This window comes from Sporosarcina sp. UB5 (genome assembly GCF_050859005.1).
In the GTDB taxonomy this organism is placed as follows: domain Bacteria; phylum Bacillota; class Bacilli; order Bacillales_A; family Planococcaceae; genus Sporosarcina.
Genome location: NZ_CP125984.1, coordinates 1,822,222 through 1,845,524, shown reverse-complemented (window position 1 = coordinate 1,845,524; position 23,303 = coordinate 1,822,222). Strand labels below are relative to the sequence as shown.

Annotated in this window: 25 protein-coding genes; 3 read left to right on the top strand and 22 right to left on the bottom strand. The window is 42.4% G+C overall.

Going from position 1 to position 23,303, the window contains the following annotated elements:
* Positions 1–22: 22 nt before the first annotated feature.
* The gene (locus QM454_RS09475; protein WP_432357239.1) at positions 23–184 is read left to right on the top strand and encodes a hypothetical protein; all 162 of its coding nucleotides are present in this window, start codon (positions 23–25) and stop codon (positions 182–184) included.
* 77 nt (positions 185–261) lie between these two features.
* Here the strand turns inward: QM454_RS09475 and QM454_RS09470 are convergent, their stop codons facing one another.
* From QM454_RS09470 to QM454_RS09430, 9 genes are all read right to left on the bottom strand, one after another.
* Positions 262–1,059 carry an ABC transporter ATP-binding protein gene (locus tag QM454_RS09470; protein WP_432357237.1) on the bottom strand — a complete coding sequence of 266 codons (798 nt, stop codon included), beginning with the start codon at positions 1,057–1,059 and terminating at the stop codon, positions 262–264.
* Positions 1,034–2,086 (bottom strand): ABC transporter permease, encoded by a 1,053-nt coding sequence (locus QM454_RS09465; RefSeq protein WP_432357235.1) that lies wholly within the window; start codon positions 2,084–2,086, stop codon positions 1,034–1,036. The genes QM454_RS09470 and QM454_RS09465 overlap by 26 nt, the downstream gene beginning before the upstream one ends.
* A 17-nt stretch (positions 2,087–2,103) precedes the next feature.
* On the bottom strand, positions 2,104–3,090 hold the full coding sequence (locus QM454_RS09460; RefSeq protein WP_432357233.1) for an ABC transporter substrate-binding protein: 987 nt from the start codon (positions 3,088–3,090) through the stop codon (positions 2,104–2,106).
* Between the two features lie 243 nt (positions 3,091–3,333).
* On the bottom strand, positions 3,334–4,776 hold the full coding sequence (gene lpdA, locus QM454_RS09455; RefSeq protein ID WP_432357231.1) for a dihydrolipoyl dehydrogenase: 1,443 nt from the start codon (positions 4,774–4,776) through the stop codon (positions 3,334–3,336).
* Position 4,777: 1 nt separating this feature from the next.
* The gene (locus QM454_RS09450) at positions 4,778–5,995 is read right to left on the bottom strand and encodes a dihydrolipoamide acetyltransferase family protein (RefSeq protein ID WP_432357230.1); all 1,218 of its coding nucleotides are present in this window, start codon (positions 5,993–5,995) and stop codon (positions 4,778–4,780) included.
* A 6-nt stretch (positions 5,996–6,001) separates the two neighbouring features.
* On the bottom strand, positions 6,002–7,021 hold the full coding sequence (locus tag QM454_RS09445) for an alpha-ketoacid dehydrogenase subunit beta (protein WP_432357228.1): 1,020 nt from the start codon (positions 7,019–7,021) through the stop codon (positions 6,002–6,004).
* Between the two features lies 1 nt (position 7,022).
* A complete protein-coding gene (pdhA, locus tag QM454_RS09440; protein ID WP_432357226.1) occupies positions 7,023–8,078 on the bottom strand; it encodes a pyruvate dehydrogenase (acetyl-transferring) E1 component subunit alpha in 1,056 nt (351 codons plus the stop codon).
* A 15-nt stretch (positions 8,079–8,093) separates the two neighbouring features.
* Positions 8,094–9,245 carry a Leu/Phe/Val dehydrogenase gene (locus QM454_RS09435; protein ID WP_432357225.1) on the bottom strand — a complete coding sequence of 384 codons (1,152 nt, stop codon included), beginning with the start codon at positions 9,243–9,245 and terminating at the stop codon, positions 8,094–8,096.
* A gap of 47 nt (positions 9,246–9,292) precedes the next feature.
* Entirely contained in the window at positions 9,293–9,694 is a 402-nt protein-coding gene (locus QM454_RS09430) for a thioesterase family protein (RefSeq protein ID WP_432357223.1), read from the bottom strand.
* A gap of 705 nt (positions 9,695–10,399) precedes the next feature.
* Here QM454_RS09430 and QM454_RS09425 point away from each other — a divergent pair.
* Positions 10,400–11,086, top strand: coding sequence for a DUF3888 domain-containing protein (locus tag QM454_RS09425; protein ID WP_432357221.1), 687 nt, complete (start codon positions 10,400–10,402; stop codon positions 11,084–11,086).
* A gap of 410 nt (positions 11,087–11,496) precedes the next feature.
* On the opposite strand, the gene QM454_RS09420 is transcribed toward QM454_RS09425, so the two are convergent.
* Complete coding sequence (locus QM454_RS09420) at positions 11,497–12,459, bottom strand: NAD(P)H-dependent flavin oxidoreductase (RefSeq protein ID WP_432357220.1); 963 nt, start codon at positions 12,457–12,459, stop codon at positions 11,497–11,499.
* Positions 12,460–12,540: 81 nt separating this feature from the next.
* Between QM454_RS09420 and QM454_RS09415 the strand changes: the two genes are divergently transcribed.
* Positions 12,541–13,068: a gamma carbonic anhydrase family protein gene (locus QM454_RS09415; RefSeq protein ID WP_432357218.1), complete on the top strand. Its 528-nt coding sequence runs from the start codon at positions 12,541–12,543 to the stop codon at positions 13,066–13,068.
* Between the two features lie 42 nt (positions 13,069–13,110).
* On the opposite strand, the gene paaX is transcribed toward QM454_RS09415, so the two are convergent.
* From paaX to QM454_RS09355, 12 genes are all read right to left on the bottom strand, one after another.
* Positions 13,111–13,971, bottom strand: coding sequence for a phenylacetic acid degradation operon negative regulatory protein PaaX (gene paaX / locus QM454_RS09410; RefSeq protein ID WP_432363931.1), 861 nt, complete (start codon positions 13,969–13,971; stop codon positions 13,111–13,113).
* A gap of 121 nt (positions 13,972–14,092) precedes the next feature.
* Positions 14,093–15,298, bottom strand: a complete 1,206-nt coding sequence (locus tag QM454_RS09405; protein WP_432357216.1) for a 3-oxoadipyl-CoA thiolase — start codon at positions 15,296–15,298, stop codon at positions 14,093–14,095.
* On the bottom strand, positions 15,295–16,167 hold the full coding sequence (locus tag QM454_RS09400; protein ID WP_432357214.1) for a 3-hydroxyacyl-CoA dehydrogenase: 873 nt from the start codon (positions 16,165–16,167) through the stop codon (positions 15,295–15,297). The genes QM454_RS09405 and QM454_RS09400 overlap by 4 nt, the downstream gene beginning before the upstream one ends.
* 71 nt (positions 16,168–16,238) lie before the next feature.
* Positions 16,239–17,756 (bottom strand): aldehyde dehydrogenase family protein, encoded by a 1,518-nt coding sequence (locus QM454_RS09395; protein WP_432357212.1) that lies wholly within the window; start codon positions 17,754–17,756, stop codon positions 16,239–16,241.
* A gap of 13 nt (positions 17,757–17,769) precedes the next feature.
* Positions 17,770–18,543, bottom strand: coding sequence for an enoyl-CoA hydratase-related protein (locus QM454_RS09390; protein ID WP_432357210.1), 774 nt, complete (start codon positions 18,541–18,543; stop codon positions 17,770–17,772).
* Between the two features lie 12 nt (positions 18,544–18,555).
* Entirely contained in the window at positions 18,556–19,335 is a 780-nt protein-coding gene (locus QM454_RS09385) for an enoyl-CoA hydratase/isomerase family protein (RefSeq protein WP_432357208.1), read from the bottom strand.
* Positions 19,335–19,637 (bottom strand): EthD family reductase, encoded by a 303-nt coding sequence (locus QM454_RS09380; RefSeq protein ID WP_432357206.1) that lies wholly within the window; start codon positions 19,635–19,637, stop codon positions 19,335–19,337. The genes QM454_RS09385 and QM454_RS09380 overlap by 1 nt, the downstream gene beginning before the upstream one ends.
* 17 nt (positions 19,638–19,654) lie before the next feature.
* On the bottom strand, positions 19,655–20,155 hold the full coding sequence (gene paaD / locus QM454_RS09375; RefSeq protein WP_432357204.1) for a 1,2-phenylacetyl-CoA epoxidase subunit PaaD: 501 nt from the start codon (positions 20,153–20,155) through the stop codon (positions 19,655–19,657).
* A gap of 23 nt (positions 20,156–20,178) precedes the next feature.
* Positions 20,179–20,997, bottom strand: coding sequence for a 1,2-phenylacetyl-CoA epoxidase subunit PaaC (gene paaC / locus QM454_RS09370; RefSeq protein WP_432357202.1), 819 nt, complete (start codon positions 20,995–20,997; stop codon positions 20,179–20,181).
* Positions 20,994–21,341 (bottom strand): 1,2-phenylacetyl-CoA epoxidase subunit PaaB, encoded by a 348-nt coding sequence (gene paaB, locus QM454_RS09365; protein WP_432357200.1) that lies wholly within the window; start codon positions 21,339–21,341, stop codon positions 20,994–20,996. Before paaB ends, paaC begins: the two co-directional genes overlap by 4 nt.
* 19 nt (positions 21,342–21,360) lie before the next feature.
* On the bottom strand, positions 21,361–22,314 hold the full coding sequence (gene paaA / locus QM454_RS09360; protein ID WP_432357198.1) for a 1,2-phenylacetyl-CoA epoxidase subunit PaaA: 954 nt from the start codon (positions 22,312–22,314) through the stop codon (positions 21,361–21,363).
* 219 nt (positions 22,315–22,533) lie between these two features.
* Positions 22,534–23,277 carry a hypothetical protein gene (locus tag QM454_RS09355; protein ID WP_432357197.1) on the bottom strand — a complete coding sequence of 248 codons (744 nt, stop codon included), beginning with the start codon at positions 23,275–23,277 and terminating at the stop codon, positions 22,534–22,536.
* Positions 23,278–23,303 lie beyond the last annotated feature (26 nt).

Below are 23,303 nucleotides of genomic sequence, written 5' to 3'. Positions count from 1 at the left end.
CCGAAGTAAAGGAGGTACCATAATGAAAAAAACATTTGTCAGATCTATTCCAAAGAAGCGGTTGCCATCTATGAATGGGAAGGTAACAGAAGAAACCGATGCCGATTCAATTGGGATTGAACGGCAATATGAAGACTATAAGCTAATCCCGTTAGATGAAGCTGAGCCAAGCTCTGACAGTTAACGCAAAAACGGGGCTATCCAGAAAGTCTGCAAAAACCGACTTTCTGTGATGCCCCTTCGTTCTTTCCAAGCTTACACTTAAACTGTTAGTAACGCTTTGTCACTCGTTAACTTTTCACCACGAATACGCTGGAATTCAGCCATCAGTTTATCAATCGTTAGACCCTTCTTTTCTTCGGCTCCAACTTCTAATATAATTTGGCCTTTATCCATCATAATAAGTCTGTTCCCTAGATCCAGTGCCTGTTGCATATTATGTGTAATCATAAGCGTTGTTAATTGATCTTTTTCAACAAGTTCTTTTGTTAAGTTCGTAATCAATTCTGCACGAGATGGATCGAGTGCAGCTGTATGCTCATCTAGCAATAAAATAGACGGTTGCGTAAATGTCGCCATTAGTAAAGATAGCGCCTGACGCTCTCCACCGGATAACATGCCAACTTTTGCATTCAACCTATTTTCTAAATTCAAATGCAACGTTTCAAGCGAGCTGCGGAAAAATTCCCGGCGTTTTTTATCAACACCTCTCCGCAACACTCGTTTTTTATCCCTAGAATATGCCATTGCTAAGTTTTCTTCAATTGTCATCGTTGGAGCGGTACCTGCCATCGGATCTTGAAATACTCTTCCGATCATTCGTGAACGGACATACTCAGGTAACTTTGTAACGTCTTTACCTGCAATTTCAATCTTTCCAAAGTCAGGGGTAAGAGCGCCGGAAATCATATTTAACATCGTCGATTTTCCAGCCCCATTGCTTCCGATTACGGTTACAAAATCACCGGATGTTAACTCGAGGTTGATTTCATCTAACGCAATCTTCTCATCAAGTGTTGCCTCATTAAATATTTTATTTATCTGTTCGAGCTTCAACAATTGGATTTCCCTCCTTGTTGAGAGAATAATTGCGTTCGGCCAAACGTTCCTCATGACGCCTCGCTTTTCTCGCTTTCTCACGTCTCTTTTCAAAATACTGCGGTAAAATTAAGGCGCTTATAACAATAACCGCTGTAATTAACTTCATATCTCCTGTATCGAGAAAATCTACTCGTAGCGCAAGCGCTAGAACAATTCTATAAATGATTGCTCCTACAATAACCGCTAACGTTGTTCGTACAATTGTTTTTGTTCCAAAGATCGCTTCACCGATAATGACAGAGGCTAAACCGATGATGATCATTCCAATTCCCATGCCAATATCGGCATACTTCGCGTATTGCGCGAATAACGCTCCTGAAAAGGCGACAAGCGCATTTGAGAAACCAAGCCCTATAATGACGAGTGTATCCGTATTCGCTGAAAAGCTTCTAATCATTTTTTTATTGTCTCCAGTTGCCCGGATTGCAAGTCCTAATTCGGTTTTCAAGAACCAATCTACAATAAATTTAATGAGGATTACGATAATCGCCATGATGAATAAAGTTGACCAAGTAGAAGGTAAATAGCGGACACCTAACAAACTTAAAAATTGATTGAGCGCATTATCAATGCCAAGTGGAGCTATAAACGCTTGAAATTGACTAAATAATGACTCGGCATTATATAAAGGTATATTCGGGCGGCCAATTGAATTTTCAGATGTAAGGCCCATAATGCGCAAATTAATGGAATACAAAGCAATCATCATTAATATCCCGGCAAGTAGCGGATTGATCTTCCCTTTTGTATGCAAAAGGCCTGTTACACAGCCAGCCAGGAAACCGATGATGAGTGCTACAGCCGTTGCGATGACAGGATGATAGCCAAATACTATCATTGTAGCAGCAACTGCAGCCCCTGATACAAAACTTCCATCTACCGTTAAATCCGGGAAATCTAGCACTCGGAATGATAAATACACTCCGAGCGCCATGATTGCAAAGATGATCCCTTGTTCATAAGCGCCAAAAAGTGCTGCAAACATAAAGAATCATCTCCTAATTATTCACTAAATTCAGCTTTCCACTCATCTTTAATGGATAGCCCTAATGTTGTTGCCGTATCTTCATTCATGATCAGTTTCAAGTTTTGCGGAACTTGAACAGCTAAATCAGCAGGTTTGTTTTCACCCTTTAAAATCTTCACAGCCATTTGACCCGCTTCATAGCCGATGTCGTAATACTCAAATCCGTATGCCGCTAAACCGCCTCGTTTGACAGAATCAAATTCCCCGACCATCATAGGTAGTTTTTGTTCATTAGCAACTGATACGACTGATTCGAGTGCAGACACAACTGTGTTATCCGTAATGATGTACAAAGAATCGACTTTACCAATCAATGATTCTGTCGCTTGCTTCACATCTGCGGACGTAGCAACAGACGCTTCAACAACAGTCATATCCATATCTTTCAGCAATTCTTTCACTGCATCCACTTGGGCACGGGAGTTTTGCTCACCAGAGTTGAACACCATACCGACGTTTTTCGCGCCCAATTCCTCTTTAAGGAACTTCAATGTATTCGGAATTGCATCAGGATGATTATCAATCGTACCTGTTACATTTCCTCCTGGGCTTTCCATTGATTCAACGAGTTCAGCACTGACAGCATCCGTAACGGAAGTAAAAACAATCGGAATATCTTTCGTTGCGCTAGCTACAGCTTGTGCACTCGGTGTCGAGTTTGCAAAGATTAAATCGACTCCAGAACTTACGAGGTTATTTGCAATTGTCGTATTTGCAGTGTTATCCCCTTGAGCAATTTGAACGTCATATTCGGCTTCAATTCCCGCATCTTCCAAAGCCTTCTTAAAGCCGTCAAATGCTGCATTCAAGGATGGGTGTTCCACAATTTGCGTGACACCGATTTTATACGTCTTTTCTTTTTCACCCGAGCTCGTACTACTTCCCCCAGACGTTCCGCATGCCGAAAGAAGTAGTGTAGTACCGAAAATTGCAACCATCGCTTTTTTCCAATGTTTCCTCACTTTTTCTCCCCCTTTTATCATTTACTATACTGCTATACAAGTTAAACAAATGAGAAACTAACATTTCGCGAAGACGTCCCCCAAGCGGCAGAAATCCCTTAGCGACGCTGTTAATTATACTGAATATTTTAACTTATAAAGCTATATATTACAGAATATAATACATGAAAATCCCGTCATTGGAAACAGAAATATTTTTGTATTGCCATTTCCCACGTACTTAGAACTGTTAGCACTCCTCTGTTACCTTGTTGACAAATCTTGCATTCTCTTTCTAACCGGGGCAACATGAATTGCCTGTCCGATTAACCCTTCTACCGCTTCGAGCAGCGCTTCATTGTAGCTTGGATGTGCATACGTCGGAAATGTTATATCTTCTTCTTTCGCAGCCATCTCCAGCAACTGGACAAAGGAACCTGACATTTCAATCGCTCCATCCCCAATCATATGAATTCCCACTACGAGATCTGTCGTCGAATCAGAAATTACTTTTATAAACCCGTCTTTTTTACCGGTAATTGCCGCATAGCCATTTCCTCCAAGTGCAAATTGGCTGACGCGAATATCGATTTCAAAGTCACGTGCCTGTTGTTCCGTCAGTCCAACAGAAGCAACTGGCGGGATTGTGTGGGCTACGGTTGGCAAGAACGTGAAATCGGCTTCCGGTTTGCCTCCCGCAATCGCTTCAGCAGCTACTTTTCCTTGTTTAATTGCCTTAACCGCAAGAAGTGGCCCTTCCGTCACATCACCAATTGCATAAATGGATGGGATTGACGATTGCATATTTCCGTCCACTTTGATGAAACCTTCAGCTGTCATTTCAATTCCGAAGCGACTAATGCCTAACGGTTCCACATTCGGTTTCCTTCCTTCGGAAATGAATAGATGTGACCCTCGTATCGTTTCATGCACACCATTCTTTTGAAATGTAATTATAATTCCGTTATCGAGCTCATTTATAGTATCGACATCTACATCTTTCACAATGTTTATTTTCCGTTTTTTGCATATCCGCAATAATTCTTTGTTAATTGATTCATCAAAAGGTAGGCCTGAATTTTCCGACATTAAAATGCAGACCTTAGCCCCGAAGGCAGCATAGCTGGATGCGACTTCAAGTGCTACGGAATCGTGTCCGAGTACGATAAGATGATCCGGCACCTCTTCAAGTTCGAATATTTCACTGGATAGGAAAACCCGTTTTCCTAGTTCCTTCACCAAGGATGGACGTATTTGTGAACTTCCTGTCGCGATAATGGCTTGTTTGAATTCATAAATGTCGAACTGATGTCCATTTTCTACACCAATTCTATCTACAGCGATGAATGTAGCCTTCCCATGAATGATTTCAATTTTATTCGCCCGACATAGATGTTCAACTCCAGCCCTGAGCGAATCAATTACCTTTGTTTTATAAGACTGTAACTTTTGTAAATTAATATTGTCATCGCCTTCGCCAATTCCAATCTCTCGCAAATGGGTTATTTCCGACCGTTTCCCTGCCGCATATGTGAAAACTTTAGATGGGATACACCCTTTGTTTAAACAGACGCCGCCCATATTACACTGTTCAATTAACGTAACTGATAGTCCTAATTGAGCCGCTCGTATAGCGGCAGTGTAGCCACCCGGTCCACCGCCAATAATTACGAGGTTTCTTTGTTGAATAATATCCCCGACAACCATGTTATATCATCTCCAACAGCAAATTATGTGGCTGTTCAAGTAAACTGGAAAAGCGGTTCGTAAATGCAACGGCCGTTGCACCGTCAGCAACGCGGTGGTCAAACGACATAGACAGTGTCATCACATGACCGATAACGATTTCATCATGCTCATTGACGATCGGTTGTTTTTTTGTTTTATGGAATGCAATAATCGCCGTTTCGGGATAATTAATAATTGGTGTTGCACCCGTACTGCCGAGTGGACCAACATTGCTCATCGTAAACGTACTGTTTTGCATTTCAGAAACGGTTAATTTTCCAGTAATCGCCTTCTCAGTCAACTCCTTTATCACTCGGTGAAGGTCTCTAATCGTTTTTTTATCCGCATCATGAACGACAGGAACTAGCAATCCATGATCCGTGTTCGTTGCAATGCCAATATGATAATTTTTCTTCAGCACAATACGATCATTTGCCTCATCAAGCTCCGCGTTAAAAATCGGAAATTCCTTCAATGAGATTGTAAGCGCCTTAATAAAAAACGCGGATAGAGAAATCGATTGCCCCGCCATTTTCAATTCATCTCGCATTTTATATAAATTCGTCAAGTTCACGTCATCGAAATGCGTTACATGTGGAATTGTAAATAATGATTGCGTCATTTTTTTTGCAATTTGTTTTCGGATTCCTTTGAAGGGGATTTCATGGGGAGGGTTTTCAATTGATGATACAGGCTGCACCTCTATAATTGGTTCCTTCATAGCCTGTTTCCCTTCTATAAACCGGTAAATATCTTCCTCAGTCACTCGTCCTGACGGATCACTAGATGGGACATCTTCAATGTTAATGTTGTTTTCACGTGCAATTTTACGTGTGTAAGGCGCGGCTAATACACGTCTAAATGGAGTTGACGAACGCATTTCCGCTTTATTATTGACAGCCGCCGCGTCGTTCGTAGCTTCTATTTTTGTTCGGGGTTTATTTGCAATTATCGAACTGAATTCCTCCTCGATTGAAAGGAGGCTCGTTCCAACTTGGACGGTTTCGCCCGTTTCAATTATGATTTCCTTCACAATTCCTGCGCATGGCGAAGGAAGTTCTGCTACCATTTTGTCTGTTTGGACTTCAACAAGCGGTTGATCAACCTCGACTTTATCCCCGACTTGTACAAAGTATTGGACTATCTCTCCTTCCGTCATCCCTTCACCGATATCGTGCAATTTTACATCCAGCTTCATCTCCCCCTAAAAATGGACAACTTTTTCAATCCCTTCAACGACTCGTGCAGGTGTCGGAAGATAATGATTTTCAAGTGCAAATAATGGTACTGGCACATCAAACCCTGTCACCCGTTCAATCGGAGCCCGTAAATAAAGGAAAGAAGTGTCATTAATAATTGAAACGATGTCGTTGCCAAGTCCTCCAGTCGACTGTGCTTCGTGGACGATGACCGCCCTTGTCGTTTTCTGTACGGATTGCGCGATAATGTCCCGGTCGATCGGGTACAATGTTCGAAGATCAATAATTTCACAGCTAATGCCCATTTCATTTGCCTGTTCGGCTGCCTTTTCTGCGACTGCAACCATTGCTCCCCATGCAATAATTGTCACATCAGTACCTTCGCGAACAATTTTCCCCTTGCCAATTTCAACTGTATAATTTCCTACTGGAACATCTTCTCGTTGTGCTCGGTAATTCCTCATTGGTTCCAACATAAGCACTGGATCAGGATCTTCCATTGCAGCAATTAGTAAGCCCTTTGCATCATATGGTCCAGATGGGCAGACGACCTTCATGCCTGGCATATGCGTAAACAAAGATTCTGTACTGTCTGAATGGATTTCAGGGGCTCGAATTCCCGCTCCATACGGTGCACGGATGACCATCGGTACTGTAAAACTCCCCATCGTCCGCATTCGGATACGAGAAACATGCGACATAATTTGCTCGTATGCTGGATAAATGAAACCAAGAAACTGAATTTCCGCAACGGGTCTGAATCCATTTACAGCTAGACCGATAGCCGTCCCGATTATGCCAGCTTCTGAAAGTGGTGTATCTACCACACGGTCTTCTCCAAATTTCTCCACAAGTCCCTCAGTTGCTCGGAACACACCACCATTTTTACCGATGTCTTCGCCGAGTATAATTGTTCGTTCATCTTCTTCAAGCATCGTTTCCATCCCACTATTAATCGCTTGAATCATCGTCATCAGTTGAGTCGTCTCCGTATGCCCTACTGATTTTTTTAATTCAATCGCCATGTCACTTCCCCCTTAAGTGTGCGAGATAGGACTCTTTTTGCGCAGCCAAATCTGCAGGTAACTCTGCATAGACATAATCAAAAAGATCTTCAACATTTGGTGCTGGGAAGCGTTCCATTTCTTCTACTGCTGCTTCGATTTCATTAGCTGTTTTGTCTTTTATGTCTTCAACCCATTCTTCATTCCAATAGCCGTAATTGCGCATGAATCTTTCCAATCGGACGAGCGGGTCGACAATATGCTTACCTTGTTCTGCAGGTCGATATTTAGATGGGTCATCGGCAGTCGTATGAGCACCTGTCCGCCAGGTGACCGCTTCTAGTAACGTCGGACCATTCCCGTTTCGGGCATTATCAAATGCCTTTTTTGTTTCAAAATAGACTGCAAAGCAATCGTTGCCGTCAAGACGAATTCCCGGAATATCATATGCGACAGATTTTTGGGCAATTGTCGCAGAGTTCATCTGTTTTTCAATTGGAACGGAAATTGCATAGTGATTATTTTGATTAAAAAAGACGACTGGCACTTGGAATACACTTGCGAAATTTAATCCTTCATGAAAATCGCCTTCTGAAGTGGCACCGTCACCAAAGTAAGCGATGGCTGCATTTCGAGTCCCTTTCCTCTTCTCTGCCCAAGCAGCTCCTACTGCATGGGGTAGCTGTGTTGCAATTGGGACGGCCGGCGGGAAAATATTTTTCCCTTCCGGGGGGACACAACCTTCAACTCGACCATTCCAGTACAAATAAGTTCTAACCATATTTGCACCGAACGTCAACGTCGCACCGTGGTCGCGATACGTTGGGAAAACCCAGTCATTAGTTTCTAAAGCTAAAGCACTGCCAACTTGTGAAGCTTCTTGCCCTTCAAAAGGGGCATATGTCCCTAGACGTCCTTGCCGTTGCAAGTTAATCGCTTTTCTGTCGAACGTTCGAATCCGTACCATGTTGTAGTAACAATCTCTAACCAATTGCTCATCAATTTGTTTCTCGTAAGAAGAGTCTAGTAAGTATCCTTTATCATCCATTACTTTCTTAATAGGGAAGTCAATTTTCAACTACATTACCCCCACTCACGAATATTTGCGGATCGCCCACTTCGGTTTAATGGATGGGGTGTAAAAGCTGTTCCGCGCGCCTCTACTTTCCATTTTTTTCTCACACATCGTATTTGCTGCTTCCATTGTGCAGTTACCGCTCGTTTTTGCCAGCTTGTATACTTCTAAAATGGCATCATAAATATGCTTTGTTTTTGCTAGTACCCGCTCATGATTGAAACCGTATAATTCATCTGCCACGTGGATGAGACCACCGGAATTGATAATATAATCCGGAGCATAAAGAATACCTTTCTCTTGTAGCTTTTTTCCGTGATCTTCATGTAATAATTGATTGTTAGCCGATCCAGCAATCGCTTTCACTTTGAACTGATTAATTGTTTGGTCGTTAATAATTCCACCCAGTGCACAAGGAACAAATATATCCGCTTCTTGTGTATAGATCTCCCCGCTTTCAACGATTTTTACGGTTCCGGTTGTTGTGGCCGCTTTTTCTTTGATGGCAAGGAGACTCTCTTCATTAATATCCGTTACATACACGTGGGCACCTGCTTCAAGCAATCCAACTGCAACTTTGAATCCGACTTTGCCTAAACCTTGAACGGCGTATGAGCGCCCTCCTAACTCATCATTTCCGAAAAGCTCTAGATTTGTTGCTTTAATACCGTACAGAACACCTTGTGCTGTCGGAATGGAAGAATCCCCTCCACCTCCATATGCTTCAGGTTTACCTACAATGCAATTCGTTTCTTTTAATGAATGGACGAAATCCTCCAAGGTCGTTCCCATATCGGTGCCGGTGTAAAACCTGCCGGCTAGTGTCTCTACGAATTGACCAAATGCACGGAACAATTCGGGCGTCTTATCCGTTTTCGGATCTCCGATGATGACCGCTTTTCCGCCACCAAAATCCACATCAGCAGCGGCACATTTGTAGCTCATCCCTTTCGAAAGGCGAAGTGCGTCTTCCAGTGCTTCGTCCACACTTTCGTACGGATGCATGCGGCAGCCGCCTAGCGCAGGTCCAAGTGTCGTATTATGGATTGCAATAATCGCGCGTAAGCCTGTCGATGGATCATTACAGAAAACGACTTGTTCATGTTCGACCATTTTTTCAAAAAGATCAAAACGGCTAGTCATTGACATTCTATCTTTTTCAACTTTCATACATTTTGCCCCCTGAGTATTGCAATCTGTCTCCTAATCTTCTCTCCCTAGGAAGAAAACGAAGCATCCCTCAATTTTTGGGCAATCGTTTCTTTTGGAAGAATGATTTGTTTTACGATTCCTTGACCGATGATTCCTACATCATTGCGGGCGGTAACTTCTGTCACTACAACATTGTTTCGTAATTCGACTAACTCTGCTGTCAGTGTCACTTTTGAACCTAGTAGGGAAGGCGCCAGATGATTTATTTGAACGGACGCCCCCATCCCTTCTTCATCTGTTTCCAAAAAGGGCAGAATAATTTTTCGGGAAACCCATTCCATATGATAAGTCATCGCTACTGTTGAATAGACGGGGTGTACAACTTCGCCCTCAAAAGCAGCCAACATATCTTCTGTCACGATAATTTCGATCGTTTCTACCTTGCCAACTTCCATCCCCGGCTTCATCATTTCCCCCCTTTATCCTATGATTCTTCCCTGTAAACTACTATTGTTATTGCAAATCTTATTACAACTTCACAAATATATGAGAGCGCTTACATTCCTCTTTATAGAGTATGAATTTTATATAACACTATTACAACGTAATAGTACCAATTTGTAATATTAAAGTCAACGATGTTATTCGAAAAGTACATACTTTCTAAATAGATTGATATTAAATGCAACATAATCAATTAACAGTACATATTCCTGTCAATGGGCTGTTGCTTTCCGTTTCGGCGCTCGCTTTCCGCGGGCATGGCTTGAGCCTCCTCGGTCGCGAAAAGCGTGCTCCCTGCGGGGTCTCAAGACTCATGCTATTCCCGCAGGAGTCGAGCGCCTACACTCCAAGCAACAGATGCTCTTAAATAAAAATAAATATGCCAAGTACTGCATCCTTAAGCTTGCCTGACATCGTGCCAGTGTTTTAATATCTCCATACTGTCTTTCAATGCGACCATAAACTGTACAAAGGCAGCGATTATTATTTATGGGTTCTCTCCTATAATGTTTAGTTGCAAACTTCACTATAAACTTTTTCATAACGGGTTCGGTTGATGGGGAGAAATCATTAAAAAAAACATAAGATCGATGAGCTGCTTAGACGGCTCTGGATAGTCGAAGAATAATCGGGAAAGATACCTATAAAGAAAAGGTAGGTGGTCTATATTGAAGAAAAAACTCTACGTCCTTTTTTGCATCTTATTTCTCATAAATAATACAGTTGTTTTTGCGAAGCAAGAAGCACACGACGAAGATTTTATTAATAAATATTATTTCGATGTCAATTTAACTGGATTTAATGAATTATATACTTTCGGGGATTTTCCATTTTACAATGATAAAGGGCAAGTTTCCCCTTTAGGTAAAACTATTTTAACTGTATTAACATCAGACGTCCGGCAATGGGTTAGAGAACCAAGGATTTATGTTAAAGGCAATCTTGCTTATATACACGCGGTCAAGTTGGACGGTTTGAATATCTTATATACGTTAAAAAAAGAAAATGACCAATGGAAAGTAATTAAAAGGGAAGAAAAAAAACTTCCTACTGTTGGTAGTAAAGTTATACTTGAAAAGGCATTCTTAAGAGCAATTGGACAAGAGATACTTAAGGCAACAAAAACGTATTATGGTGAGGAAAGGCTTTTTGATACTGAAAGAATAACTGATATTACTTGGAATGAAAATGATGATAAGTACGACATAACAATCCAAATTGTTACTTATAAAGGACCGATAATGCCTCCTTATGGTTTCGATACAATAACTTTACAAATACCAGGTTTTGAAGTGATAAGATACAAACATAAAGATGTCTCGGATATCGATAAAATACCTTTAGAATTTGATTGAGTTTAAATTCCCTTATTGAGCTAAGGGGTGCTTAATTCAAAACTTATAATGGGATATTATGTAAAAATTACTCAATTTGAGCGTTTTTACTTGATTTTAATATAGCATCAATTGATTGGAGTGGAGATCGGCGACTCCGGCGGGAACAGCGCGAGCTGAAGACCCTGGACTGAGCGAAAGCCGTTACGAAGAACGGCTTTTGCGAGTAAAAGCGCAGCGTTACGAGCATGATGTGGCTGCCTTAATTTCTGCAAAAGGCGCAGAAATTAAGGCAAATCGAACCCTTCGCTGTTCGATTGGCTGAAGCCGTGCCCGCGGAAAGCGTCCGATCGGAACGGAAATCAATGGTATTTGTAGCAGGCTATAACTTTTACATCCCACCACAACGATGAAGGCTGTGGCGTTCAAAATTATTTAATCCCTCTTCTAAATTCCTCTGTCGATTTCTTTAGCTGATTTCCTGCCTCTTCCATCATTCGATCTAGTAATTCTTTTACACTTGGAATGTCTTCGATGAGCCCTGCAATTTGGCCGCTATTTAGAAAACCGTTTTCTAGATCGCCTTCGATCGCACCTTTAATATGCTGGACTTCAGACGTTAGTTCACCGTATTGTTCCAGTGTCATACCCGCTTTATCAAATTCTTTTAGTTTCATAGCATAAGGTGTCTTTAAAACTCTTCTTAGTCGTTCAACGCTTCGCCCGATAATTACCGTTTCCGTATCACTTGCTTCCACAAGATGTTGCTTGTATTTGTTATGAAATGGCGCTTCCTTCGTTGCAATTAAACGAGTGCCGATTTGCACACCACTCGCCCCTAACATAAGTGCAGCCGCCAATCCTTTACCGTCACCAATTCCTCCTGCAGCAACGACAGGGATGTTTACATGCTTCACAATTTGTGGAATAAGTGCGAATGTTGTTAGTTCCAAGTTGGAGTTAATTCCTGCTGCTTCAAACCCTTCTGCCACTATGACATCCGCTCCCGCCGCTTCCGCTTTTTGTGCATGCTTCACTGAAGCTACGACTGCAATGACGATTATGTTATGGCTATGAAGTCTAGATATAAATGGTGCTGGGTTGCCTGCTGATAGGGAAACGATTGGAACCTTATGTTTAATGGCGAGATCAATCATTTTGTCCACATAAGGGGATACGCTAATTGCAATATTTACCGCGAAATTCTTTGTCGTCCGCTGTTTCGTTTCAAGTATTATGTTTTCTACTTCTTCTGGAGTCATCGTACCGCAACCGATTGTCCCAAGGCCCCCTGCTTCGGATACAGCCGCAGCAAGCTGTGCATTACTAATATTTCCCATACCTCCTTGGATAATCGGGTAGTCAATTTGTAACGTCTCGCATAGATATATCATATTTATACACCTCCGCAAAATTATGTTATAGTAGAGTTAATTGATAAATAATTTAGATTACTTAAAACAAGGGGGATTTGCATGTTAGTACGTTATAAAGGGGATAAACCCGAGTTACATCCTACTGTTTTTATTGCTCCTGGAGCGAAAGTAATTGGGAACGTTCAAGTAGGGGAGGAATCGACCATTTGGTTTAATACAGTACTTCGGGGTGATGAAGGGCCAATTACGATAGGCAAAAGATGTAGCATCCAAGATAATTCGACCATTCATCTGTATGAAGGTGCTCCTGTTGTAGTAGAAGATGAGGTGACTGTTGGACATAACGTCATCTTACATGGATGCAAAGTCGGAAAACGTTCGATTATCGGTATGGGATCTACAATTCTTGACCATGCAGAAATTGGCGAAGAATGCATTATTGGTGCAAATACGTTAATACCACCCGGTAAGAAAATCCCTCCCCGTTCCCTCGTTGTTGGTTCACCAGGAAAAGTAGTGAGGGAGCTGAACGATAAGGATTTCGAGATTATCCAACTATCGATTGATTCATATGTTCAAAAAGGATACGACTACCGGGAAATTTTTCAGAACGGAGAAATTGAGTGACAAGGAGGGATGAAGTTCAGCCCCTCCTTTTTCACAGCTACATTATACGGTAATGAGCGGATGATCATCCGCGTCATACGATTTGTCTTTTCTGCGCATGTCATTATCTTCTTGAAATACGTCTTCGAAAAACCGGCTAGCGGATTGCGCAAGCAACTTATAATATTGTTCAAACAAATGAGCGGCATGATTGCCGTTCCATATTTCCGGTAGCAACTCTTTCGGTAATCCTGGATCTACAAAAAGGAACTTACGGTATTCATGAACAAGGTTTGTCCTTTCTACGAAGCACTCCGCATCCGTCATTTGCCCATTATTCATTAAGCTTTGATGAATAATGAACTTATTGCTATACGTTGAAATGAATTCTTGGTACTTCTCGTCAATTTCTTGAAGTGGCCAGCTTTTTTCTACAAGTTCTCTATCTGCTTGTGGTCCTCTATATTCGGACAGAAATAGATCCGCGTACCCTTGGATGTCATATTTATCAATGAGCAGTTGTACTTCTTTTTCGAGATCATTCGGCGTAATCCAGCACCCGTTTGAGAAGCTGCCGAATCCACTCCATAATAGTTCTTTACGAAGTTCATCACGAATCTGCCTTTTTTCTTCTGGAATCGTATACATGAGCATACGCCATTTTCCATCCCACTCGTGCGGCATTAATTTAAAAATACGGACGGCAGCTTCTTCCATACGAAGTTCTCCACGAGGTGTGAGGTAATAATAACTTTTATTCCCTTTTCTCTCCGAATTAAGCCATCCTTGCTTCATCATTCTGGAAACAGCTACCCGTACAGATTGTTCATTATGACCAAATTCCTTCATTAATCGAATTAGGCTACCAATCCATATTTTATTGCCATAATGACGGATATAATCTCCGTATATTGTAAAAATCATTGATTGTGCATTCGTCAATTCACTTCACACTCTTTCTTTTTTTCGTTCACTTAAGATGTATCATAATATTCCCTACCTTCCATTATATCGTTATATGATGAAAAGAAAACTTATTTCCTCATTATTCCGATACATTCTCAATAATAACTGCAATGCCCTGACCTACCCCAATACACATCGTTGCGAGTCCATATTGAACATCCTTTTTTTTCATTTCATAAAGAAGTGTCGTTAGAATTCGGGCACCACTCGCCCCCAATGGATGCCCAAAAGCGATTGCTCCGCCATTGACGTTCACTTTTTTATCGTCTAATTCTAACTGGCGTATACATTCAAGCGCTTGGGAAGCAAAGGCTTCATTTAATTCCACGAGTCCAATGTCATTTGTAGTGAGTCCTGCTCGTTGAAGTGCTTTCCTTGAGGCATAAATTGGACCAAGCCCCATTACAGCGGGTTCTAGTCCTGCTGTTGCTCCAACGACATATTTCGCAAGAGGGGTGAGATTCAGCTCTTTCGCTTTTTCAGCACTCATGAGAAGCAAAGCGGACGCGCCGTCATTGACACCCGAAGCGTTGCCTGCAGTTACGGTGCCGCCTTCAAAAATCGGTTTCAGTTTCCCGAGCTTTTCAAGCGTTGTATCCGGTCGTGGATGTTCATCCTGATCGACAGTGATTTCGTTCCCTTTCCGGTCTTTATAGACAACCGGGATGATTTCTTCGGCAAAACGATTTTCTTCTATTGCTTTTTTCGCCCGTTGCTGGCTTTCAAAAGCAAATACGTCCTGATCTTCTCGCGTAATGCTATACCGTTGTGCGACGTTTTCAGCCGTTTGCGGCATTGTATCGACGCCATACATTTCTTTCAGCTTATGATTCGTAAAGCGCCAACCGATTGTTGTATCTTGTAATTCCATATTGCCGCGTGGAAATGCTTGATTAGGCTTTGCCATGACTAGCGGCGCACGCGTCATGCTCTCTGTTCCGCCTGCAATGTAAATATCGCCATCACCAACCGCTATGGCTCTTGCAGCGTACATAACGGCGTCAAGCCCCGAACCACAAAGACGGTTAATCGTCGTCCCTGCCACATCAATTGGAAGCCCCGCTAATAATCCGGACATTCTTGCTACATTCCGGTTATCTTCCCCAGCCTGATTCGCGTTTCCTAAGACCACTTCTTCGATTTCCTCTACCGGCAAGCTCGGATTTCTTTCGACAAGCGCTTTAATAACGACCGCGCCTAGATCATCTGGACGTACGTCCTTTAACGCGCCATTGTATCTTCCGATTGGTGTACGGACAGCATCCACTATGACGACTTCTCTCATTTTTTAACCAACTCTTTTCCAACTGTATAGTCGTATACGCCTTTACCCGTTTTCCGGCCAAGCCGGCCCGCTTTTACATATTGCTCCAAGAGAGGCGCGGGGCGGTATTTCTCTCCAAGCTTTTCGTGTAAATAGTTTAAGTTATTCAGACGTGTATCTAGTCCGACCAAATCGACGAGTTCGAACGGGCCCATCGGGTAGTTCAACCCGAGCTTAATCGCTTTATCAATTTCTTCTGGCGTTCCAAGTCCTTCTTGCAACATGTAAAATGCTTCGTTGCCAACAAGTGCGCTAATTCGGCTCGTAATGAACCCTGGAAATTCATTAATAACGACTGTTTCTTTCCCCATATTCACGGCCACTTCTCTAATGATTTCTACCGTTTCATCGCTTGTTTCTAGCCCCCGAACAATTTCAACAAGCGGCATTTTATGTACCGGATTGAAGAAGTGCATCGCAATTGTTTTTTCCGGACGTTTACTAAAAGAAGCGATTTCTGTCGGACTCATCGTAGATGTATTCGTTGCAAAAAAACACTCTTTTGAAGCATGTTCTTCCATTTCTTCAAACACTTGCTTTTTAATCGATACGAGTTCAGGGACGGCCTCGATAATTAAATCGGCATTTCCAGCTACTTTAGCTAGTTCAGTTTCATAGTGTAGTTGTTGCAGCGCATTCTCAGCTGCGTCCGCAGAAATCTTTCCGTACTTCATTCCTTTAGTAAATATAACTTCTATTTCACTCTTAGCGTTTTGAAGTGCAGTTTCGTTAATATCGACAATTGTAACGGAGTATCCACCAAGGGCACCGACATAGGCAATTCCTCTCCCCATCACGCCGGAACCGACTACCACGATCCGCTGAATCATTAGTACTCCTCCTTTTTATGATGAAAGAATACGGACAGGAGATCATCCATCCCTGTCCGTTATATTTTTACTTATAAATTGAATGGGTTTACCGGACGGCTGCCGAAGTACGACATGATGCTTTTCGTTTCCGTGTAAAGATCAAGCGATTCCGCAGACAGCTCACGGCCAAACCCAGATTGTTTAAAGCCACCGAATGGCGTACCTGGGAATGCAGAGAATGGCGTGTTAATCATGACAATTCCTGCTTGAATTTGGTTTGCGATACGTTTTGTCGTTGCACTATTTGTTGACCAAATAGAAGAAGCTAGACCATAATCCGAATCATTCGCTAAGAAAATCGCCTCTTTTTCGTCTTTAAATTTCGATACGACGACAACGGGTCCAAAGATTTCTTCACGAACAACTTTCATGTCTTGTGTTACGTTGCCGATAATTGTCGGCGCATACCAAAATCCATTTTCAAAGCCTTCTAGTTTTAATTCTTTACCGCCTGTTAGGATTTCAGCACCTTCATCGATTGCAGATTGAACATACATTTTCACTGTGTCCAACTGGGTTTGATCGATCATCGCACCGACATGTGTTCCCTTATCAAACGGATTTCCAAGGACGAGTTTTTCTGTTTTCGCAATAAACTTCTCAACGAACTCGTCGTACACATTTTCATGAATATAAATACGTGAACGTGCGTCACAAGATTGACCCGTGTTATTAAATGCACCGTAGATGGAACCATCGACAGCTGCATCAATATCTGCATCTTCAAATACAAGGCTCGGAGATTTCCCGCCAAGTTCCAGTGTGACGCGTTTCACAGTCCCTGCTGCTCTTGCCATAATGTCTTTTCCAATTGCCGTAGAGCCTGTGAACGCAACTTTGTTCACTAGTTCATGCTCGACCAAGTAGTTACCAATCTCGGAACCCGATCCAGGTAAAATGTTCACAACGCCTGCTGGAACGCCTGCTTCGTGACAAATTTCCCCAAGAATAATCGCTGTAAGTGGCGTTAGTGTCGCTGGCTTAATAACGACCGAGCATCCCGCTGCAATTGCTGGAGCAATTTTCCAAGCAGCCATCATAAGTGGATAGTTCCACGGAATAATTTGCGCACATACACCGAGCGGTTCCTTTTCTGTATAGTTATGGAATTGACCAGGTACGTTGTTTACAGATCCACCATGACTAACGATAGCGCCTGCGTAAAATTCAAAGTCTTCAATCGCTTGAGCAACCTGCCCTTTTGCAGCTGCAAGCGATTTTCCTGTATTTAAAATTTCCAGTTCAACAAGTTCATTAAAGCGTGAGCCCATAATTGCTGCAATTTTGTTTAGTACACGTGCACGGCGCCCTGCAGGCGTTATTTTCCACTTCCCATTATCAAATGAATCTCTCGCAGCTCGAACAGCTTTTTCAGCGTCTTCTTTCGTCGCTTTTGCTACTTCAGCTAGTAGTTCACCCGTAGCAGGATTAAAAATTTTTGTGCGCTCCCCACTGCTACTATCGACTTGTTCACCGTTAATGAAGAGTTTGTAGTAGTCACGCTTCATTGATTCGCGTTCTATTGCTCCTTCTTGAATTGTCGTCATCGGATCATTCCTCCTATTGTCCTGAATAGACCGGTTTTCTTTTTTCCATAAATGCGTTGACACCTTCTCGATGATCTTTTGTTAGACCCGCTATCCGCTGTCCTTGAGCTTCTAGTTCAAGATAGTCTTCAAAAGAAAGTGTGGATGTTGCCTTCATTGAACGTTTAATTAACCCAATTGCTTTTGTCGGCAGAGCTGCAAGTCGCTCGGCGAATGCAGTAACGTCTTCTTCCCACGTATCTACTGGAATGAGTCGATTCGCAAGGCCCAATTCTACAGCCTCAGTAGCTAGTACTTTTTCTCCTAACATAGCTAGTTCCGCTGTTTTGGCATGCCCTATAAGTTGTGTTAAATAATAGAGATTACCGGAATCCGGAATAAGACCGACATGTATGAACGCGTTCACGAAACTTGCGCGTTCTGAAATAAGTCTGAAGTCACACGCAAGTGCAAGGCTAAATCCAGCGCCAGCAGCAACTCCATTTACAGCTGCAATAATCGGTTTTTCACATGCTCTAAGTTGCTTCATCATCGGCCCATAATGGTCTCGTAACACTTGACCATGATCCATGTTCTCATCGACTTCGGATAAATCTTGACCGGAACAAAATGCCCGCCCTTCGCCCGTTATGACAAGACAACGAACTTCAGCATCATTGGAAGCGGCTTTAACTGCATCTTTCACTTCCCGGTTCATCTGTGCGATAAATGCATTCAGTTTGTCGGGTCGATTTAAATAAAGCCATGCAATTCCGTCTTCAACTTCATAGCGAATCGTCTCAAACATTCAGCAACCTCCTTACTTCCCCTTATAATCCGGTTTTCTTTTTTCCACAAAAGCGTTCATGCCTTCTTTTTGATCCTGCGAAGCGAACAGTAAATAGAAATTTTTCCGTTCATATTGCATTCCTTCATATAAAGGATAATCCACCGCTTTATTTACCGAATCTTTAATGAGGCGCAGCGATAGCGGCGGTTGTTTAGCAAGCCGAGTTGCGAACTTCATCGTTTCCTCCATTAGAAGTTCAGGTGCAACGATTTTGTTAATGACACCGTGTGCAAGAGCGGTTTCCGCAGAAATCCGCTCTCCTGTCCATAGCCATTCAATCGCTTTCGTACGACCTGCAAGTTTTGTTAACCGCTGCGTACCGCCTGCACCTGGCATGACGCCAAGACCGACTTCCGGAAATGAAAACTCTGTTCCGCTCGCTGAGATTAATAGGTCACAACATAGGGCAAGCTCGAATCCTCCTCCGAATACGAATCCTTTAACTGCACCAATAATCGGTTTTTTAATAAGTGCTAAACGGTCCCAATCCGCAAATTGATTCAATAGTTCAAGGCTGATCGGGTCATCATTCGTCATTTCATCAATATCAGCTCCCGCTGAAAAAGCGCGGCCATGACCGGTAAGCACGATGACACGAACGTTTTCATCACGATCATATTGTTCCATTGCTTCGACGATTTCACTGACCATTTTTCGATTCAATGAGTTTAACTGACGTGGGCGATTTAAATAAATGACCGCCACGCCGTTTCCCTCCATCGTAGTTTCAATGAAGTCGAAACGATTCATTATGCTTCCTCACCGATCATTAATGTAACAAGATCACGTGCAAACCCCATTAAGTCCTTCCCGGACGCTTTCCCTTCAGGTGAGCGTAACCCTGCCTGCAATTCTTCTAAACTGTCATAATACATTTCGCACATGAGGTAGTATTTCCCCTCTCCTCCCATCGGAGACCCAGTCATTTTTGTCACTTTCATTTCACGAAGTCCTGGAATTTTCGCTGTAAGCGGTGCATGAACATTGAAGTAATGATGATCAAATTCCTCTTTGTTTTCAGGGTGTTTGTATAATGCGATTAACTTTGCCATTTAGCATTCTCCTCACTTTACATTAGTGTTGAAACAGGTTTCATTGCTTCGAATACATTTTTACAGCTCTTACAATACAAAATACTTCTGCACGCAGTCGGTCCGAAAATGTTTTCCATCGTTACATATGTGGATCCGCAATAGGCACAATCTACATGCCAGGAGCCGTCTTCTTCAAAATATTTTGGGGGTGGGGCTATTCCAAATTTCCGCAAATTCACATGCCCTTCTTCTGTAATACGATCTGACGTCCACGGCGGATGAAAGACGAATTCCACGTCGACTTCTTCTACTTCTGGCAGTTGTTTTATTGCTTCCATCGTATTCTTTTTAATAATCTCTAATGCCGGGCATCCTAAAAAAGTCGGAAGTAGAACTACTTTTACGTTATTCCCCGAGGTCGTCACTTCTTCCACCATACCGAGGTCAATAATACTAACCGAATCAATTTCAGGGTCTTTCACACTCATAAGTACGTCAAAGATGCGAACGGTGGAAACGCTTTCATTTATAGCCATACGATTCACCCCTTTCCTCCCAGTTACCAAGAAGCGACCGGATCTACCTTGTAAACTTCAGAAAGTATAAGCAGTGCTTCGTCCAAATCTACTGTATGCTCGCCATTCCTTCCGTTATTCGCAAGTTTTTCCGGAATCGTCGGTACATCCATTTGAAGAGCAGCAAAAACTGGTTTAATGCTAGCGATCCAGTTTTCTTTCAATGTTTCTTCACTGTCTATCAGTTTATATGTTTCAATTGCTTGTTTTTGATTTCCAAAAGAGAATACATCTCCAAAGTCATTCATAACGCGAGTAATCGCTTCAGTCATTTTCTTTTTTGCAACATCAGTAGAACTTAATAATTGCTTAAACCAAGTTTCCCAATGCAGTCTGTGGTAATAAAGTTCGATTCTCACTTTTACTGCAGCTTCAGCAACGGGTTGATACGAGCTTTGGCATAACGAGTCGACTTTAACTTTTTTTGCTTGTGTGTAAAAATAACTTCTAACAACTTGATATGCCCAATCATAATTGGGTGTTTCCATATAATAGCCTTCACCGTTTACTCGCTCTGTTATAATGCTGTTTCTTCTTTCATTTGCAGGGCGCAAATGGGCTAGATCATCTGCATTTCCTACCCCTAAATCTTCAAGTAGTTTGTAGTACATAGCTGCATGCCCCATACTGTCTTGGCTAATGGATGAAGAAGCGACGTCTTCCTCTATATGAGGAGCGAGTCCGAGCCACTCAGATCCACGGTAAGAATACAATAAATCATCATCCGCTAGTTGGAATAACAAGCTCGTAATTGCTTCTTTATATTCCGCGGCCTCGGTCAATCCGTTTTCGATTGCGCTCATTTCCGTTTTCCTCCCCATGACAAGATTTCTTTTTCATCCAAGATTTCCTGTTCATAGCGACGCCACTTTTTCTTTAAGTAGCCGTACCCTTTCGTCGTACGATAATCTTTATTATCAAGTCTTCGAAGCGTCAATTTCTCTTCAGCATCCATCTTTCGAATATGCTTTCGATTTACAATCCAAATGTCAGTAACCGGTTCGCGGCGCATGAAATTTTCCTGTGCCAACACGAGTGCCATTTCTTCGTTTGGAGCCAGTAAGCTAAATTGATGCTGAAATGTCGACGTCGGCGTCCGTTTACTAAAAACTTCATATTCTTGGTAAAATGTTTTCTCGTTGGCCATTTCCTTCTGACTCCTTTCTTTAACTCACTGTCGCACTCAATGCATCACGCACCCATGCATTATTTTCATATGAAGACCGGCGTAAATTCAGCCGTGCTTGTGAGCGTGGTCCTTTATTTTTAATAATTCTCTTAAACTCTTCCCAGTCTGGTTGTTTGTACGACCATAATCCACTTTCATTATCGTAGCGGAACGTCGGATCGGGAATTGTTAATCCTAGTGCTAAAATACGCGGGATGTATTTATCAAAAAAGATTTGCCTGAATTCCTCATTTGTTTTCGTACGGATTTTATATTTAATCGTTACGTCTTGCTTTGATGAACCCGTTGTTTCTTTACTTGCCGGACCAAAAAACATGAGCAATGCTTCCCACCATCGATTCAGAGCTTCTTGAATCATTGCCTTTTGCTCATCCGTACCTTCTGCTAACGCCATGATGATGGCCTCTCCATGCTGTGCATGAAATACTTCTTCAGCACAAATGCGTTGTAACGCCCTTGCATAAGGTCCATAGGAAGCCCCAAGCATATCTGTCTGTGTAATAATAGCTGCTCCATCCACAAGCCAGCCTATAATTCCAGCATCCGCCCATGTTTTCGTTTCCATATGGAACACGTTATGGAATTTCAAGTCCCCATTAAATAAGTCCTGCATTAAATCTCCACGATTTTTTCCATATGGCGTAAGTAAGTCTTCCGTCACTCGAAGCAACAGTTGACCATGGCCCATTTCGTCCTGCACTTTTGCCATAATGCCAAGTTTCCGATGAAGAGATGGAGCTTTCGGTACCCATTCTTTCTCAGGAAGCGCACCCATTATTTCGCTCATCCCGTGCATGGAAATTAGTTTAATTAATGTTAGTCGGTATTCTTCAGGCATCCAATCATCTGCTTCGATCTTATCCCCCGCCTCAATACGTTTCATAAACTGTGCTAACTTTTCCTCTTCAGCCGTATTGTGTAAAGCCGACATTTGAAATCCCCCCTTAGCTTAACGTATGAAATTTCCCCGCCCCGCATAACAACATTTCAACGATGACTAACTATATTGTTATATATAAAGCCAGTATAGTGCATTGATATCAAATAAGCAAATGTATTCTGATAAATTAATTTCTGCTACGAATAGACGAACGAAAAACAGCCAATCGCCGGTACAATACCGGCAACTGGCTGCATAATAAGGTGTTCATTATTCAGCTAAATATTTCTCCCGCCATTCTGATAGTTCCTGCTCCATAATTTGTTTTTCGAGTGTTTCGTCCCACTCACCCGTCATCGAATTCCAAACGCGCACATAAAGCCGATCGTCTGCGGTTTGGTGTAGGCGGAATTCAATGCAGGGGATTGCATTCTGTTCCAGCTCGTTCACTGCCGCAATTGATTGAACAACAAGTTGGACATTACCATCTGTATATTCAACGTCCAATTGGTCGAGCGCTTGCCTCCACTCTTCATCACGAAAATTAATTAGTTTGCGGGATTCTTCTGTATGCCGATACGTCTCCGTGACGCCCTCCGTCAACTCCCCTACAAGAAATTTCCCGTGCGACGGACTATAATGGACCGTCGTTTCCTCCGTCTCTGGCGGCTGGACGTAAATGCCAGCTTCAAGCTGTTGCTTTCCCGTTTCCGTCAATGAATAGGCACCATTGCTCTTCACAATCATTCCGGCCCGGGCCATCCGTTCAATAATATCTTCGATGAATAACGGTTCGACGACGAGCATATCGCTTAATTCTTCTGCTGAAGTGAATTGCGAAGAACGGAAAGCGACTAACAGCATTTTCATTAAAATATCCATCTTCGTGCGCTTTACTGTTTCGTACTCGACATCGATCACTTGAATCGGCAATGACCATTTCGCGGTTTCAAGCAATTTCACGTTTAAATCCCGCAACAATTCATCGCGCAGACGTTTTTCTAATGCGTCCATTTGTCCATTCCTTTCCGTACAATTGC

What these genes read in the sequence shown, in the direction of transcription:
- QM454_RS09475 (WP_432357239.1), top strand. Translation starts at nt 23, where the DNA reads ATGAAAAAAACATTTGTCAGATCTATTCCAAAGAAGCGGTTGCCATCT.
- QM454_RS09465 (WP_432357235.1), bottom strand. Translation starts at nt 2,086, where the DNA reads ATGTTTGCAGCACTTTTTGGCGCTTATGAACAAGGGATCATCTTTGCA.
- lpdA (WP_432357231.1), bottom strand. Translation starts at nt 4,776, where the DNA reads ATGGTTGTCGGGGATATTATTCAACAAAGAAACCTCGTAATTATTGGC.
- QM454_RS09450 (WP_432357230.1), bottom strand. Translation starts at nt 5,995, where the DNA reads ATGAAGCTGGATGTAAAATTGCACGATATCGGTGAAGGGATGACGGAA.
- QM454_RS09445 (WP_432357228.1), bottom strand. Translation starts at nt 7,021, where the DNA reads ATGGCGATTGAATTAAAAAAATCAGTAGGGCATACGGAGACGACTCAA.
- QM454_RS09435 (WP_432357225.1), bottom strand. Translation starts at nt 9,245, where the DNA reads ATGAAAGTTGAAAAAGATAGAATGTCAATGACTAGCCGTTTTGATCTT.
- QM454_RS09430 (WP_432357223.1), bottom strand. Translation starts at nt 9,694, where the DNA reads ATGAAGCCGGGGATGGAAGTTGGCAAGGTAGAAACGATCGAAATTATC.
- QM454_RS09420 (WP_432357220.1), bottom strand. Translation starts at nt 12,459, where the DNA reads ATGATATATCTATGCGAGACGTTACAAATTGACTACCCGATTATCCAA.
- QM454_RS09415 (WP_432357218.1), top strand. Translation starts at nt 12,541, where the DNA reads ATGTTAGTACGTTATAAAGGGGATAAACCCGAGTTACATCCTACTGTT.
- paaX (WP_432363931.1), bottom strand. Translation starts at nt 13,971, where the DNA reads ATGATTTTTACAATATACGGAGATTATATCCGTCATTATGGCAATAAA.
- QM454_RS09405 (WP_432357216.1), bottom strand. Translation starts at nt 15,298, where the DNA reads ATGAGAGAAGTCGTCATAGTGGATGCTGTCCGTACACCAATCGGAAGA.
- QM454_RS09400 (WP_432357214.1), bottom strand. Translation starts at nt 16,167, where the DNA reads ATGATTCAGCGGATCGTGGTAGTCGGTTCCGGCGTGATGGGGAGAGGA.
- QM454_RS09395 (WP_432357212.1), bottom strand. Translation starts at nt 17,756, where the DNA reads ATGACGACAATTCAAGAAGGAGCAATAGAACGCGAATCAATGAAGCGT.
- QM454_RS09390 (WP_432357210.1), bottom strand. Translation starts at nt 18,543, where the DNA reads ATGTTTGAGACGATTCGCTATGAAGTTGAAGACGGAATTGCATGGCTT.
- QM454_RS09385 (WP_432357208.1), bottom strand. Translation starts at nt 19,335, where the DNA reads ATGAATCGTTTCGACTTCATTGAAACTACGATGGAGGGAAACGGCGTG.
- QM454_RS09380 (WP_432357206.1), bottom strand. Translation starts at nt 19,637, where the DNA reads ATGGCAAAGTTAATCGCATTATACAAACACCCTGAAAACAAAGAGGAA.
- paaD (WP_432357204.1), bottom strand. Translation starts at nt 20,155, where the DNA reads ATGGCTATAAATGAAAGCGTTTCCACCGTTCGCATCTTTGACGTACTT.
- paaC (WP_432357202.1), bottom strand. Translation starts at nt 20,997, where the DNA reads ATGAGCGCAATCGAAAACGGATTGACCGAGGCCGCGGAATATAAAGAA.
- paaB (WP_432357200.1), bottom strand. Translation starts at nt 21,341, where the DNA reads ATGGCCAACGAGAAAACATTTTACCAAGAATATGAAGTTTTTAGTAAA.
- paaA (WP_432357198.1), bottom strand. Translation starts at nt 22,314, where the DNA reads ATGTCGGCTTTACACAATACGGCTGAAGAGGAAAAGTTAGCACAGTTT.
- QM454_RS09355 (WP_432357197.1), bottom strand. Translation starts at nt 23,277, where the DNA reads ATGGACGCATTAGAAAAACGTCTGCGCGATGAATTGTTGCGGGATTTA.